Origin of the sequence: Kribbella ginsengisoli (genome assembly GCF_039537185.1) — a bacterium.
GTDB classification, from domain to species: Bacteria; Actinomycetota; Actinomycetes; order Propionibacteriales; family Kribbellaceae; genus Kribbella; species Kribbella koreensis.
The window spans coordinates 46,582-60,558 of record NZ_BAABAA010000013.1; the positions used below are offsets into that span (position 1 = coordinate 46,582).

General features: G+C 68.5%; 16 protein-coding genes. 9 read left to right on the top strand and 7 right to left on the bottom strand.

The window, feature by feature from the left end; translation table 11 throughout:
• The first annotated feature begins 6 nt into the window (after positions 1 to 6).
• From ABD768_RS33380 to ABD768_RS33390, 3 genes are all read left to right on the top strand, one after another.
• Positions 7 to 222 (top strand): HypC/HybG/HupF family hydrogenase formation chaperone, encoded by a 216-nt coding sequence (locus ABD768_RS33380; protein ID WP_343968890.1) that lies wholly within the window; start codon positions 7 to 9, stop codon positions 220 to 222.
• A complete protein-coding gene (locus ABD768_RS33385) occupies positions 222 to 905 on the top strand; it encodes a DUF6390 family protein (protein ID WP_344847523.1) in 684 nt (227 codons plus the stop codon). Before ABD768_RS33380 ends, ABD768_RS33385 begins: the two co-directional genes overlap by 1 nt.
• 134 nt (positions 906 to 1,039) lie before the next feature.
• Positions 1,040 to 1,819 carry an SDR family oxidoreductase gene (locus ABD768_RS33390; protein WP_343968894.1) on the top strand — a complete coding sequence of 260 codons (780 nt, stop codon included), beginning with the start codon at positions 1,040 to 1,042 and terminating at the stop codon, positions 1,817 to 1,819.
• 72 nt (positions 1,820 to 1,891) lie between these two features.
• On the opposite strand, the gene ABD768_RS33395 is transcribed toward ABD768_RS33390, so the two are convergent.
• Genes ABD768_RS33395 through ABD768_RS33405 form a run of 3 tightly spaced genes read right to left on the bottom strand, consistent with a single transcriptional unit; the run spans position 1,892 to position 3,973 of the window.
• Entirely contained in the window at positions 1,892 to 2,284 is a 393-nt protein-coding gene (locus ABD768_RS33395; RefSeq protein WP_344847525.1) for a helix-turn-helix domain-containing protein, read from the bottom strand.
• A 52-nt stretch (positions 2,285 to 2,336) separates the two neighbouring features.
• Positions 2,337 to 2,597, bottom strand: coding sequence for a muconolactone Delta-isomerase family protein (locus ABD768_RS33400; RefSeq protein ID WP_328334473.1), 261 nt, complete (start codon positions 2,595 to 2,597; stop codon positions 2,337 to 2,339).
• Complete coding sequence (locus ABD768_RS33405) at positions 2,594 to 3,973, bottom strand: NAD(P)H-quinone dehydrogenase (protein ID WP_343968899.1); 1,380 nt, start codon at positions 3,971 to 3,973, stop codon at positions 2,594 to 2,596. Before ABD768_RS33405 ends, ABD768_RS33400 begins: the two co-directional genes overlap by 4 nt.
• Positions 3,974 to 4,004: 31 nt before the next feature.
• Between ABD768_RS33405 and ABD768_RS33410 the strand changes: the two genes are divergently transcribed.
• Both ABD768_RS33410 and ABD768_RS33415 read left to right on the top strand, forming a co-directional pair.
• Positions 4,005 to 4,466, top strand: coding sequence for a gamma-glutamylcyclotransferase (locus ABD768_RS33410; protein ID WP_343968901.1), 462 nt, complete (start codon positions 4,005 to 4,007; stop codon positions 4,464 to 4,466).
• A gap of 512 nt (positions 4,467 to 4,978) precedes the next feature.
• Positions 4,979 to 6,637, top strand: coding sequence for a phospho-sugar mutase (locus ABD768_RS33415; protein WP_344847531.1), 1,659 nt, complete (start codon positions 4,979 to 4,981; stop codon positions 6,635 to 6,637).
• 81 nt (positions 6,638 to 6,718) lie between these two features.
• Here the strand turns inward: ABD768_RS33415 and ABD768_RS33420 are convergent, their stop codons facing one another.
• From ABD768_RS33420 to ABD768_RS33435, 4 genes are all read right to left on the bottom strand, one after another.
• A complete protein-coding gene (locus tag ABD768_RS33420; RefSeq protein WP_343968905.1) occupies positions 6,719 to 7,168 on the bottom strand; it encodes a hypothetical protein in 450 nt (149 codons plus the stop codon).
• A gap of 204 nt (positions 7,169 to 7,372) precedes the next feature.
• Positions 7,373 to 8,305 carry a neutral zinc metallopeptidase gene (locus ABD768_RS33425; RefSeq protein WP_343968907.1) on the bottom strand — a complete coding sequence of 311 codons (933 nt, stop codon included), beginning with the start codon at positions 8,303 to 8,305 and terminating at the stop codon, positions 7,373 to 7,375.
• A 112-nt stretch (positions 8,306 to 8,417) separates the two neighbouring features.
• On the bottom strand, positions 8,418 to 9,299 hold the full coding sequence (locus ABD768_RS33430; protein WP_344847534.1) for an alpha/beta hydrolase: 882 nt from the start codon (positions 9,297 to 9,299) through the stop codon (positions 8,418 to 8,420).
• A 76-nt stretch (positions 9,300 to 9,375) separates the two neighbouring features.
• Positions 9,376 to 9,945, bottom strand: a complete 570-nt coding sequence (locus ABD768_RS33435) for a PH domain-containing protein (protein ID WP_343968909.1) — start codon at positions 9,943 to 9,945, stop codon at positions 9,376 to 9,378.
• An 82-nt stretch (positions 9,946 to 10,027) separates the two neighbouring features.
• On the opposite strand from ABD768_RS33435, the gene deoC reads away from it, so the two are divergent.
• The 4 genes from deoC to ABD768_RS33455 all read left to right on the top strand — a co-directional run bounded on the left by deoC (position 10,028) and on the right by ABD768_RS33455 (position 13,967).
• Positions 10,028 to 10,984, top strand: coding sequence for a deoxyribose-phosphate aldolase (gene deoC, locus ABD768_RS33440; RefSeq protein ID WP_343968910.1), 957 nt, complete (start codon positions 10,028 to 10,030; stop codon positions 10,982 to 10,984).
• A 5-nt stretch (positions 10,985 to 10,989) separates the two neighbouring features.
• Positions 10,990 to 12,426 carry an aldehyde dehydrogenase family protein gene (locus ABD768_RS33445; protein WP_343968912.1) on the top strand — a complete coding sequence of 479 codons (1,437 nt, stop codon included), beginning with the start codon at positions 10,990 to 10,992 and terminating at the stop codon, positions 12,424 to 12,426.
• Entirely contained in the window at positions 12,416 to 13,294 is an 879-nt protein-coding gene (locus tag ABD768_RS33450) for an aldehyde dehydrogenase family protein (RefSeq protein ID WP_343968914.1), read from the top strand. Before ABD768_RS33445 ends, ABD768_RS33450 begins: the two co-directional genes overlap by 11 nt.
• Positions 13,295 to 13,364: 70 nt before the next feature.
• Positions 13,365 to 13,967: a putative glycolipid-binding domain-containing protein gene (locus ABD768_RS33455; protein ID WP_344847540.1), complete on the top strand. Its 603-nt coding sequence runs from the start codon at positions 13,365 to 13,367 to the stop codon at positions 13,965 to 13,967.
• Positions 13,968 to 13,977 lie beyond the last annotated feature (10 nt).

Here is a 13,977-nt window from a genome sequence, read left to right on the forward strand (position 1 = left end):
GCGGCTATGTGCCTCGGCATTCCGGGCAGGATCGTCAGCGTGACTCCCGGCCTCGATCTCGGACAGGTGGAGGTCGCCGGAGTCGTGCGCGAGATCAACCTGGCACTGCTGGACGGGCCGTTCGTGCCGGGCGAGTACATCTTGATCCACAGCGGGTTCGCGCTCGAGCGGATGTCCCCCGAGCGAGCCGCCGACGCCCTCGCCTTCTTCGGCGGCGACTGATGGTCTCGGGGCCGATCCTGTTCGTCCGGTACGCGCTGGCGCCCAACCTGCTCGGGTACTGCGGTCCGGCCGACTGCGACAGCTTGCTCGCGTACGGATCGAGCGGCGAGGTGGATGACGGGCTGCGTGAGCGGGCGCGGCAATTCGAGGGCGCCTGGCCGTACCTGGAGATGATCGCCTCGAAGGCGGGCCTGCGAGACCCACTCGACCACCGCGTCGTCGAGGCGTACTGGCTCGGCAATGCCCTGCTCGACGACGTCGGACCGCTGTTGAAAGCCCATGGAATGCCCCACCACAGCTACCAGGTCTTCTGCTGCTACCCCTGGGCCGACCTGCTCCCCGACGACCGCGCCAGCGCACAGGCCTTGCATGTGCTCGACCAGTGCCGGATCCGCTGGGGCCGAGTCATCTCCGACCTGGGCACCCACGTCCTGGTCGAGTCCCGCCCCCTCGCCTGGGACGGCCATGCCTTGTCACTCGGCACCCTCCGCAAGGAGACAGTAATCCGCGGCACCAACGGCCTGGACCTCCTCGGCCCCCTCTCCCCCGGCGACTGGGTCTCCCTCCACTGGCAATGGGTCTGCGACCGCATAGACCTCCGCCGAGTCACAGCACTCCGCCATTACTCCGCCTACCACCTCAACCTCACCAACAGGCGGCTTGTCCCGAGCGACAGGACATAGTCGAGCGGACTCCCGGGTTCCACGCTCAGGAATCGGCGGCCCGACGTCAGATCAGGCACTATGTCCTGTCGCTCAGGACGGGACTCTAGGGTGAGCTGTCCGGGCGAGCCGGGCGCACAGGACTGGAGACCGCGATGGAGTTGCAACTGGCTGGCAAGACTGCGCTGGTGACCGGGGCCAGCAAGGGAATCGGGCTGGCGATCACCAAGGAGTTGCTGGCTGAAGGCGTGAAGGTGGTGGCGGGGGCTCGGACGGTTGGCGGTGAGTTGGCGTCGCTGGGGGTTGAGACCGTCGCGGTCGATCTCGGTACACCGGAAGGGCCGGCTGCGTTTGTGGCGGAGGCGTTGGCGCGGACGGGTGGGTTCGACATCCTCGTCAACAACGTCGGGGCGGTGAGTCCGCGGCCGGGTGGGTTCGCCTCGGTGACCGACGAGGACTGGCTGGCCACCTGGACGCTCGACTTCCTGTCCGCCGTACGGACCACGCGGGCCGCCTTGCCGCAGCTGGTCGAACGGACCGGATCGATCGTGACCGTCGCCTCGGTCAATGCGAGCTACCCCGATCCGCTGGTGATCGACTACAGCGCCGCCAAGGCCGCGCAGACCAACTTCTTCAAGGCGCTGTCGAAGGAGGTCGGACCGCAGGGCGTGCGCGTCAACACCGTCAGCCCGGGCCCGGTCTCGACAGACCTCTGGCTGGGCAAGGGCGGCGTCGCCGAGACGATCGCTGGGACAGGCGCGGTGGGAGGCGACCCTGCTGCGGTTGCGGCGCAAGCTGCGGCTGGGTCGGTGACCGGTCGCTTCACCACTCCCGAGGAGGTGGCCGCCCTGGTCGTCTTCCTCGCCAGCAACCGAGCCGGCAACCTCACCGGCGCCGACATCATCATCGACGGCGGCCTCACCCCGACGATCTGAGCAGCTGGCTGGCGGGTCTTGCTGCCGCTGGCGTCAAGCATCACGCCAGCGGCGCCAAAACCCGCCAGCCGGTCAGCTGCGGTGGGCGGTTGCGCGGGTGGGGACGTCGGGGCCGAGGATCCAGTTGCCGGTGGCCGGGGTGGCGGGGATGGGGCGGAGTAGGGGGGTCGGGTGGTCGGGGGACCATTGGGTGGGGTCCTCGGTCAGGCCGAGTAGGTAGGTGACTGTGCAGTCGAGGGCTGCGGCTAGTTCTGGGAGGCGGACTACGTCTACGCCGGCGCCGTGTTCGAAGCTGCTCAGGGTTTTGTTCGTCGTACGGATTCCGCGGCGGGCCAGCCGGGTGACGACCTGCTTCTGGGTCAGGCCGAGTTCGACGCGGCGGGCCCGCAGCCGATGCGTGAGGATCAGGTGGCGGTCGATCGCCAGATCGCCCTGGTCGATGAACATGTGGGGACCTCCCCTCATCGCCACGATCCTCCGGGTCCGGTAGTCCGTCAATCACGGACCGGGGTGAAAATCAGGTCATCTCGGCGAGCGCGTGCACCGTGTACCGGGCGAAGTTGAACACCGGCGCCCGCCCGAGCAGCCGCTCGAACTCCTCGTGCGACTCCACCTCGTAGATCCACGCGCCACCGTGCGAGCCGACCACGTGGTACCGCGCCAGCACCTTGCCCTCGCGCTGCAGGCGTTCGCCGTACTCCGGCATGGCGCCGACCGCCCTCGCCATCTCGGGTGAGAGCAGGCTCAGCTCCATCTGCCAGAGCACCAGGAACTTCATGACCTCAAGTGCAACCTACGCGCGGCTTCCGCGATAGACCCGGACACCGACGGATAGACGGTGAACGACTGCGCCATCTGGTCGACCGTCAGGCGGGCGCCGACGGCCAGTGAGATCGGGTGGATCAGCTCACTCGCCCGTGGCGCCACGACCACGCCACCGACGATGATGCCGGTGTTCGGCAGGCAGAACAGCTTCACGAAGCCGTCGCGGTTGCCCTGCATCTTGGCGCGGGCGTTGTCCCGGAGCGGTACCTTGACGACCATCGCAGTACTGCCGCCGGCGTCGAGTACCGCCTGGGTGAGGCCGACGGTGGCGATCTCGGGGGCCGTGAAGACGTTCGACGAGACGGTCGACAGGTCCAGCGGGGCGACGGCGTCGCCGAGCGCGTGGGACATCGCGATCCGGCCCTGCATGGCCGCGACGGAGGCCAGCATCAGTACGCCGGTACAGTCACCGGCCGCGTACACGCCGCGGGCCGTCGTACGGGAGACCCGGTCGACGGTCACGAACCCGCCGTCGCCCAGCGACACGCCCGACTCGACGAGGCCCATGTCCTCCGTGTTCGGCAGCGATCCGACCGCGAGGAGGGCGTGCGAGCCCTCGACCGTGCGGCCGTCGGTCAGGGTGACGATCACGCCGTCGCCCTGCCGCTTGACCGACTCGGCCCGGGACTTGCCCAGGACGGTCATCCCGCGGCGCTTGAAGACGTCCTCGAGCACCTCGGCGGCGTCCTTGTCCTCGCCCGGCAGGACCCGGTCGCGGGACGAGACCAGCACCACGTCGCTGCCAAGCGCGTCGTACGCGCTGGCGAACTCGGCGCCGGTGACACCGGATCCGACCACGATCAGCCGCTCGGGCAGCTCGTCGAGCTCGTAGACCTGCTCCCAGGTGAGGATCCGCTCACCGTCGGGCTCGGAGCCCTTGAGCACGCGCGGCCTTGCTCCGGTGGCGATCAGCACCACGTCGGCATCCAGCCGCTCGTCGCCGACCACCACGGTCTCCGGGCCGTCCAGCCGGCCGCGGCCGTTGATCACCCGGACCTTGTCGTCGGCCAGCCGCCGGCTGATCCCCTCCGACTGGGCCGCCGCCAGCGCCTTGACCCGTTTGTTGACGACGGAGAGATCGACACGCACGGAGTTCGCCGGATCGTCGTCGCCGTCGTCCAGCCGGACGCCGAGCTGGCCGGCGTCCTCGACCTCGGTCATCACCTCCGCGGTGGCGATCAGCGTCTTGCTCGGGACGCAGTCCGTGAGCACGCACGAACCACCGATCCCGTCGGAGTCGACGACCGTCACCTCCGCCCCTAGTTGGGCGGCCGCACTCGCCGCTTCGTACCCGCCTGGACCGCCACCGATGATCACAACTCGCGCCACGAGAGGCCATTGTTCCGTATCCTGTGACGTCGTGACCCTGTACGCCGCGTTTGCGTCGAATCTGGACCCGAACTTGATGGCCGAGCGGTGCCCGTACTCCCCCCTGCGCGGGACCGGGTGGATCGTCGGCTGGCGCCTGACCTTCGGGGGTGAGGAACTCGGCTGGGAGGGCTCGATGGCGACCGTCGTCGAGGACCCCAGCGACCCGACGAACCAGGTCTTCGTCGCCCTGTACGACGTCAGCCCGCAGGATGTCGAGCGGCTGGACGAGTGGGAATTCATCGACCAGGGCGTCTACCGCAAGATCCAGGTCCGCGTACAGACCCTGGACGGCGAGCAACTCGCCTGGATGTACGTCCTGAACGCCTACGAAGGCGGCCTCCCCTCGGCCCGCTACCTGGGCATCCTCGCCGAAGCCGCCGAAGCAGCCGGCGCCCCCGACGACTACGTAGCCGACCTCCGAGCCCGCCCCTGCCAGTCCTCCGGCCACTGACAGCCCCCACGCGATCTCCACCTCCGTCGCTCCGGTTCCGACCGCTCCCACCCACCCAGTGCGCGGCTCCTCCGTCGCCGCTTGAGTGAAAGCAATGCGGGCCACCCGCCGCTGAGTCGACCCGGACGCGCTCGCTGCTGCCCGCTGAGCCGGGTTGAACGCCTGATGGCGCCCGATCCGGGGACCTGCCTGGACAGCCGGCACTCCCGACGACTCTGGGCCGAACCTGCATGCCCAGCCCCACCCCGCCCCGCCTCGCCCCAGCCCGGTCCGGCCCGCCTCGCCCCAGCCCGGTCCGGCCCGCCCCGCCCCAGCCCGGTCCGGCCCGGTCCGGTCCGGTCCGGTCCGGTCCGGTCCGGTCCGGATAGTTCTACGGCCGGTGAGCCCGTCAGGGCAAGGCTCGCCGGTGCCTCGCCGTGCTGGGTTGGATACGCCGTGGCGCTCTGGTGGTTCATGTGCCCGGATCCGGCCCTCGTCGCGCCGTCCGGCGGTGTACTGGGCGGTATCGTGCGGTGGTGACCGTCAACGATGCCGTTCTGATTCGTACTGCTGCCCAGGCTTGGCTTGCCGAGGATCCTGATCCGGACACGCGGGCGGAGCTTCAGGCTCTGCTGGATTCTGGGGCGGAGGCTGACGCGGAGCTGGCCGATCGCTTCGCCGGGACCCTGGAATTCGGTACTGCGGGGCTTCGGGGTGCCGTTGGCGCTGGGTCCAACCGGATGAATCGGGTCGTGGTGATCCGGGCCGCGGCGGGACTGGCGGCGTACCTGAAGGCGAACGGGCTGACTGATGGGCCGGTGCTGATCGGGTATGACGCTCGGCACAAGTCGGATGTGTTCGCTCAGGACACGGCGGCTGTGATCCGGGGTGCTGGACTGGATGCGGTGTTGCTGGACCGGCCGACGCCTACGCCGGTGGTGGCGTTCGGCATCCGGCATCTGAAAGCGGTTGCCGGGGTCGTGGTGACGGCCTCGCACAATCCGCCGCAGGACAACGGGTACAAGGTGTACCTCGGGGACGGGTCGCAGATCGTACCGCCGGCCGACAGCGAGATCGCGGCGGCTATCGAGGCTGTCGGGGCGCTGGCATCCGTGCCGCGTGGGGATGACTGGCAGACGGCCGGCGACGACCTGCTGGACGCCTACCTCGACCGGATCGCGACGCTGGTACCGGCCGATGCTCCTCGAGAACTGAACGTCGCGTACACGCCGCTGCATGGGGTTGGGCGACTGCTGGTTGAGGCGGCTGTCGCGCGGGCCGGGTTCACGGCGCCGTCGGTGGTGGCGTCGCAGGCGGATCCGGATCCGGACTTTCCGACGGTGTCGTTCCCCAACCCGGAGGAGCCGGGGGCGATCGACGCGGCGTTGGAGCTGGCCCGGTCCGTCGACGCCGACATCGCCGTGGCCAACGACCCAGATGCTGATCGCTGCGCTGTCGCAGTACCGGACCCTGCTGCCGATGGTGGGTGGCGGATGCTCCGCGGTGACGAACTGGGCGCCCTTCTCGGCGAGTTCTTGCTCTCCTCCCGCCCGTCCGGCGTCGCCGCCTGCTCGATCGTGTCGTCGTCGCTGCTGGGCAAGATCGCCGCGGCGTACGACGTCGCCTACACAGACACCCTCACCGGCTTCAAGTGGATCGGCCGCGTCCCCGACCTCGTCTTCGGCTACGAAGAAGCCCTCGGGTACTGCGTGGATCCCGCGGCCGTCAAGGACAAGGACGGCATCTCGACCCTCATCCGGGTCCTCCAGCTGGCCGCCGGGGCCAAGGCCGCCGGCCGCACCCTCCTGGACCTCCTCGACGACCTGGCCAAGAAATACGGCCTCCACGCCACCGACCAACTCGCCGTCCGCGTCGAAGACCTCAACCTGATCACCGCAGCGATGGGACGACTCCGCGCCACCCCACCCACCCAACTCGGTGCCCACACGGTGGAACGCGCCGAAGACCTCAACGAAGGCTCGGAATCCCTACCCCCCACCGACGGCCTCCGCTACACCCTCTCGGCCGGCGCCCGGGTAGTAGTCCGCCCCTCCGGCACCGAACCCAAAATCAAGTGCTACCTCGAGGTCGTCATCCCCGTCGAAGCCGACGACGTAGCCGCGGCGCGCACTCAAGCAGCCGCCGAGCTCGCTGCCATCAAACAGGACCTGGCAACAGCAGCAGGCATTTAGTCGATCAAACAACTGACTGAGGGCTCCCGGGTGGTGGGAGCCCTCAGTCAGTTGGTGCAGTGTGTGGCAGCTGGTGGCGGGTCAGCTGCTGAGTGCTGCGGCTTCGGCCTGCTCGGCTCGCAGGGAGCTCTGCAGGGAGGAGTGCAGGATTTTGAGGGTACTGGTGGACTGCATCAGCGCCTCGCGCTCGTCGGGGTTGCGGTTCGCGAGGGTGGTGATCTCGTGGATGCTCGCCTCGATCCGCGCGATCCGGTCGGCGACCGTGCCCTCGCCGCTGCTGGCCCGGCGTACTGCCTCGGAGGTGACGGTCCAGACGTCTTCCTTGTCGTTGGTCCGCCGGGACAGGTCGACCATCTGGCCGAGCGCGGCCAGATCGCTGTCGATCTGCGCGCGCTCCACCGGCGTGGTGATGCCGGCCGTCCCCTGCCGCAAGCGGGTGACGTGGCCGGACAGCTCCGACCAGCTGCACTTCCCGCTCTTGATCTTGTCCAGCACCTTCGTGTACTCGGTGTTGAACTCGTCGTAGTTCACGATCCTTGACTCCTGCCGTTCGTGGGTCGACCAAGACTGTAAGGCGTGCGGACCCGAAACACGGTAACCACACGATCGCAGATCGTGAACGTGTCGGCCAAATTGCAACATTCGACCGGATCAAAAACAAAGCCGCCTGGAACGTGAACGCGTTCCAGGCGGCTTGGTTACTCGGGGAACACCGGCGAGATTGTGTCAGTCAGGTCAGGAGACCCGGCTGGAGACCGCGTTGAAGGTGTTGCAGTACTTCGCGTAGGTGGCCGAGCTGCTGGCGTTGAAGCCGGCCGTCGACCAGAAGTTGTGGTTCGCGAACGAGCCGTGGTCGCGCGGGTAGCCCTTGATGTCGCCGGAGTGCGAGACGACGTACTTCCACTGGGTGTAGAGCGCGCCGGCCATCGGGTAGTAGCGCTTGTTCGCGCCGATCATCGCCGAGCCGAGGCAGGAGGCCTGCAGCTCACGACGGCGGTTCTCCTCGAGCTTCGCGGCGCTGCCGGAGATCGCGTACTGACGGCTCCAGGAGGCGCTCAGGATGCCGGTCATGTACTGCACGTGGTGGCCGTACTCGTGCGCGATCGTGTTGGTCGCGTACGCCCGGGCGTAGACCGGGTTCTGCTTGTAGAAGTTGACCACGTAGGCGCCCGGGATGTAGATCTCGGCCTTGCTGCCGTGACCGCAGTAGTACGACGTCGGCTGGCTGATGACGCCGCAGTACGTCTTCGCCCGGGAGGTGTACATCACCAGGGTCGGCTTGATGTGGTAGTTCGCGCCGGAGGCCTTCAGCGTCGGGGCCCAGGCGGCCCACATGCAGTTGACCATCGTCTGGTCGTAGGCCTTGACCGCGTTGGAGGTGCTCAGCGGTCCGCGGACCTCCTTGCACTTCGACGCCGCGATCGCGCCGGTCTTGTACAGCTTGTTGTTCTTCACGATCGCCGTGTCGGAGGCATACGACTTGGTGCTCGGCTGCTCGCTGAGCGCCTTCGCCGGCGGCTCGGCGGCGATGCCGGCCTCCGTGGCGACCGGCTGCGGCACGCCACCCGCGGCCTGGGCGGCCTGGGTCGGTACTGCGAGGGCTGCGAATCCGGCAACGGCGGCGGCGCCGGCCAGAACACGCAGTTTCTTGCTGGAGAGGTTGAACATGGGCTCCACTCTCGGTGATTCGGGGGACCTTGCGGTGACCATCCTGGCGACCTTGAGGTTCACCTGGCGACGGACACGGGACTCGGACGCTACCGATCCGGGCGAAGTTCCCCTAATCCCGGATTTTCTCGCCGAGAAAGGCGAGTTGGGCCCCGAGCATGCGCCGCCAGTAACCGGCCGTGTGCGCTCCGGCCTGAAGCCCACCGGCCGCGGTGACCTCGGTCCGCAGGTCCCGGACCGCGTCGGCGAACGGGTCGTCCCGCCCACAATCGATGCGCAGGGCAACATCTTCGAGATCGGCCGCACGCCCGAACACCTGGTTCCGCTGAAAGTCGCCGGCGCCGTCGAACGCACCGCCCGCGGCCTCAGAAGCCTTGTGCCACAAGGCCGGACTCATCGCCCCCGCCGCCGCGACCTCCTTCGCACCCCGGTCAGCCGCGAGCAGCAGAGCGCCGTACCCACCCATCGACCACCCCAGTACGCCGAACCGCTCGGTCCGCAGCCCGAGTTTCTTCAACAGAGGAAGGAACTCCGCCGTCAGCATCCGCGCCGGGTCGTCACCGGACGCGCGCCGATGCCAGTAGTTGTCTCCCCCGTCGACAGCGGCCAGCGCGAAGGGCGGAGTACCGGCTTGTACCGCAGCTGTGAGGTATCGATCAGCGTTGAGGTCATTGATGGCCGATGTGTGGTCTCCACCACGTCCGTGCAGCATCAGTACGACGGGCAGCACCGCATCAGGATCCGCCCCGTGCGGGTACATCACCGTCCAGCCGACAGTGGTCCCTCGAGCGGACGACGCGAAGCTGCCGGACTCCACCGCACCGGGTGGGACGTCAGGAGCCACACCGTCTTCACCAGTAAGCCCCAGTACGCCGTGCAGCCGCCCACGACCCGGTACCACGCCTGTCTCCACCAGGCCGACGCCACTGGCGCCGGCAACCGCGACAGCTGCTCCAGTGACCAGCAAGCTCCGGCGGGACAGGTAACGGGTCATCTGCGCATCATGACCGCGCCAAGGGTCGATCAGCGCAGGGTCGATCAACGCAGGGGTCGATCAGCGCAGGGGTCGATCAGCGCAGGAGCTGGGCGACCAGGCCGATGACGGCGACGACCGCGGCGATGATCAGCTCCGGGCGGGCCCACGAGGTGACGATCTCGGCGTCGGCGGAACCCGTTCCGCCGTACATGTTCTTGTGGTAGTCGATCCGGTCGACGACGAACTCCGCACGCGACATCGAGTTCTCCGACTTGAGCTTGCTCGTGCGGCCGGCCCGTTGCTTGCGGATGTCCCTCATCACCAGCTGGACGCCGGGGCAGCGCAGCTTCCGCTCCTCGGTGTGGACGCGGAGGATGTCGGTCACGTCGACGTCGGTGATCTTGTTCCACGGCACCGCGTGGTCGCGGAGGTGGTTACGGATCAGCAGGTTCTCGGGGCGCAGCGTGACGGACGGGCGGAACAGGCCGACGTACGCGGCCAGCACCACCAGGCCGATCACGCAGGCCGACACCAGACCGCCGAGGGTGCGCCACTCCAGCACGATGTCGAGCACCCCGAGCGCGCCGATCGCCATCACCACGACCGCGGTGATCCGGTTCGACTGCGACAGGTACTGCTCGTTCTCCAGGGACTTCGAATTCACTCCGACAACGTAGCCGCCCGATGTCCACAGGCCCACATTCGGCCGGGAACGGGCGGGCCGAAACCGGATTAGACTGCCGAGCGTGACCACTACCGACACTGGCGTCGACAGTCTCGCCGACGTGACCTCGTCCGAGGACCGGCTGCGCCGGTTCCTGCTGGGCCTGCCGGGCGTCGACCAGGTCGGCGCCGAAGCCCGGGCCGCCGCCCTGAGCACCCGGTCGATCAAGACCACCGCGAAGGCGTACGCGCTCGACCTGGCCATCCAGATGATCGATCTGACCACGCTGGAGGGCTCGGACACCCCGGGCAAGGTGCGCGCGCTCTGCGCGAAGGCCAAACGCCCGGACCCGGCCGACCCGACCGCGCCGCAGGTGGCCGCGGTGTGTGTCTACCCGGACCTGGTGGCGACGGCGAAGTTCGAGCTGCGCGGCACCGGGATCAACGTGGCCAGTGTCGCCACCGCCTTCCCCAGTGGGCGTTCCAGCCTCGCGATCAAGGTGCAGGACACCAAGGACGCGGTCGCTTCGGGCGCCGACGAGGTCGACATGGTGATCGACCGCGGCGCGTTCCTCTCGGGGCGGTACGGGCTGGTCTTCGACGAGATCGCCGCGATCCGCGAGGCCGCCGGTGAGGCACATCTCAAGGTGATCCTGGAGACCGGCGAGCTGGTCACGTACGACAACGTCCGGCGGGCGTCCTGGCTGGCCATGCTGGCCGGGGCAGACTTCATCAAGACTTCAACCGGCAAGGTCTCCCCCGCGGCGACGCTGCCGGTGACGCTGGTGATGCTCGAGGCGGTCCGCGACTACCACGAGGCCACCGGGCTGCACATCGGCGTGAAGCCGGCCGGCGGGATCCGGACCGCGAAGGACGCGATCAAGTACCTGGTCACCGTCAACGAGACGGCCGGCCCGGACTGGCTGGACCCCGAGCTGTTCCGCTTCGGCGCGTCCAGCCTGCTGAACGACCTGCTGATGCAACGCACCAAGCTGGCCACCGGGCACTACCCGGGTCCCGACTACTTCACGCTGGACTGAGGGCATTGAGCAGATTCGAGTACGCACCCGCGCCGGAGTCGCGCGCGATCGTCGACATCAAGTCGTCGTACGGGTTGTTCATCAACGGCGCCTTCACCGAGGCGACCGACGGCAAGCCGTTCAAGACGGTCAGCCCGGCGTCGGAGGAGGTGCTGGCCGAGGTCAGCGAGGCCGGTCCGGCGGATGTGGATCGCGCCGTCAAGGCGGCCCGCAAGGCCTACGAGAAGGTCTGGGGCCCGATGCCGGGCCGCGACCGCGCGAAGTACCTGTACCGGATCGCCCGGCTGATCCAGGAGCGCTCGCGTGAGCTGGCCGTGCTCGAGTCGCTGGACAACGGCAAGCCGATCCGCGAGTCCCGCGACGTCGACCTGCCGCTGGTGGCCGCGCATTTCTTCTACTACGCCGGCTGGGCCGACAAGCTCGAGTACGCCGGGGCCGGCCCCGACCCGCAGCCGCTGGGTGTCGCCGCACAGGTGATCCCGTGGAACTTCCCGTTGATGATGCTGGCGTGGAAGATCGCGCCGGCGCTAGCAGCGGGCAACACCGTCGTGCTGAAGCCGGCCGAGACGACGCCGCTGACCGCGCTGGCCTTCGCGGAGATCTGCCAGCAGGCTGACCTGCCGCCGGGTGTGGTCAACATCATCACCGGCGCAGGTCGTACCGGGCAGGCACTGGTCGAGCACGAGGGTGTCGACAAGGTCGCCTTCACCGGCTCGACCGCGGTCGGCCGCGCGATTGCCAAGTCGGTCGCCGGGACGCCGAAGAAGGTGACGCTCGAGCTGGGCGGCAAGGCGGCGAACATCGTCTTCGAGGACGCCCCGATCGACCAGACCATCGAGGGCATCGTCAACGGCATCTTCTTCAACCAGGGCCACGTCTGCTGCGCCGGTTCGCGGCTGCTGGTCCAGGAGAGCGTGTACGACGAGGTGCTGGCGCGGCTGAAGCGCCGGATGTCGACCCTGCGCGTGGGCGATCCGCTGGACAAGAACACCGACATCGGCGCGATCAACTCGGCCGAGCAACTGGCCCGGATTCGCGAGCTCTCGCAGATCGGCGAGGACGAGGGCTCCGAGCGCTGGTCTCCGGAGTGCGAGCTGCCGGCGCAGGGGTTCTGGTTCCCGCCGACCGTCTTCACCGGGGTCTCCCAGGCGCACCGGATCGCCCGCGAGGAGATCTTCGGGCCGGTGCTGTCCGTGCTCACCTTCCGCACCCCGCAGGAGGCGGTCGAGAAGGCGAACAACACGCCGTTCGGGCTGTCCGCCGGGGTCTGGACCGAGAAGGGCTCGCGGATCCTCTGGATGGCGAACCAGCTCCGGGCCGGCGTCGTCTGGGCCAACACGTTCAACCGCTTCGACCCGACCTCGCCGTTCGGCGGCTACAAGGAGTCGGGCTACGGCCGCGAGGGCGGCCGCCATGGTCTGGAGGCCTACCTTGCCCACTAAATCCGACCCGGCCCGCCTCGACGTCCGCAAGACCTACAAGCTGTACGTCGGCGGCGCCTTCCCGCGCAGCGAGTCCGGCCGGTCGTACGTGGTGTCCGATGCCAAGGGCAAGTTCCTGGCGAACGCGTCGCAGGCCTCCCGCAAGGACGCCCGCGACGCCGTCGTCGCCGCGCGCAAGGCCTTCGGCGGCTGGTCCGCCCGGACGGCGTACAACCGCGGCCAGGTGCTGTACCGGATCGCCGAGGTGATGGAGGGGCGGCACGAGCAGTTCAGCTCAGAGGTCGCGGCGTCCGAGGGCCTGTCGATCAGCAAGGCCCGCGCGGTCGTCGACGCGTCGATCGACCGCTGGGTCTGGTACGCGGGCTGGGCCGACAAGCTGGCCCAGGTGGTCGGCTCGAGCAACCCGGTGGCCGGCCCGTACTTCGACTTCTCCTTGCCCGAGGCAACTGGTGTGGTCGCGGTGCTCGCGCCGCAGGACTCCAGCCTGCTCGGCCTGACCAGCGTGATCGCCCCGGCCATCGTCTCGGGCAACACGGTCGTCGCGGTCACCTCCTTCGAGCGACCACTGCCGGCCGTGACGCTGGGCGAGGTGATGGCGACGTCCGACGTACCGGGCGGCGTCGTCAACATCCTCACCGGCTCAGCGACGGAGATCGGTCCCTGGCTGGCGTCGCACTCCGACGTCAACGCCATCGACCTGGCCGGCATCACCGACGCCGACGAGGCCACAGAGCTCGAGGCAGCGTCAGCGGAGAACCTCAAGCGGGTCCGCCGCCCAGCCCAAGAGGACTGGACGGAGTCACCGGGGTTGTCGCGGCTCACGCAGTACCTGGAACTGAAAACGGTCTGGCACCCGATCGGCCTGTGAAGGCCGGAGCCTGTGGATAACCAGCCGGCTGAGACGACCCCGCCGGATACACTCAGTTAGGAAGGACAGGGTGGCGGTGGTGCTGCGGATGTGGAGGGGCGACGGCTCCTGGCATGCGGAAGCCGTGCAGCTCGACCTCGGCGAAGACCGACTCAGCGCGACCGGCACCCAGTTCGGCGCAGACCCGCTGCCGTACCGGGTGGATTACGAGCTGGAGACCGGTGCGAACTGGGTGACCCGGCGGCTGCATGTCGATGCCGTCGGGGACGGGTGGAGCCGGTCGCTCGAACTGCTCTCGGACGAAGCCGGGCAATGGACCTGTACCTCGTCGGTCGACGGTGACGTCGACCTTCCGGTGCCTGGCGGGAACCTCGCCGCAGTGTCAGGCGCACTGGACTGCGACCTCGCGTTTTCGCCGTTGACCAATCTCATGCCGGTGCTGCGGCACGACCTGCACCGGCAGGCGGGGACGGTCGACTTTCTGATGGCTTGGGTGTCGCTGCCGGACCTTGCCGTGCATGCTTCGCCACAGCGGTATGAGGCGTTGGGGTCTGATGAGAAGAGCGCGCTCGTGCGGTACATCGGTCTCGACAACGACTTCGTGGCGGACCTCCAGCTCGACACTCGAGGCGTGGTAGTCCACTACCCCGGCATCGCCACCCGCGTCAGCTAAATCAAGGCGC

Excerpts from the sequence above, each read along its gene's own strand:
- ABD768_RS33380 (WP_343968890.1), top strand. The coding sequence starts at position 7 with ATGTGCCTCGGCATTCCGGGCAGGATCGTCAGCGTGACTCCCGGCCTC.
- ABD768_RS33385 (WP_344847523.1), top strand. The coding sequence starts at position 222 with ATGGTCTCGGGGCCGATCCTGTTCGTCCGGTACGCGCTGGCGCCCAAC.
- ABD768_RS33390 (WP_343968894.1), top strand. The coding sequence starts at position 1,040 with ATGGAGTTGCAACTGGCTGGCAAGACTGCGCTGGTGACCGGGGCCAGC.
- ABD768_RS33395 (WP_344847525.1), bottom strand. The coding sequence starts at position 2,284 with ATGAGGGGAGGTCCCCACATGTTCATCGACCAGGGCGATCTGGCGATC.
- ABD768_RS33400 (WP_328334473.1), bottom strand. The coding sequence starts at position 2,597 with ATGAAGTTCCTGGTGCTCTGGCAGATGGAGCTGAGCCTGCTCTCACCC.
- ABD768_RS33425 (WP_343968907.1), bottom strand. The coding sequence starts at position 8,305 with ATGTTCAACCTCTCCAGCAAGAAACTGCGTGTTCTGGCCGGCGCCGCC.
- ABD768_RS33430 (WP_344847534.1), bottom strand. The coding sequence starts at position 9,299 with ATGACCCGTTACCTGTCCCGCCGGAGCTTGCTGGTCACTGGAGCAGCT.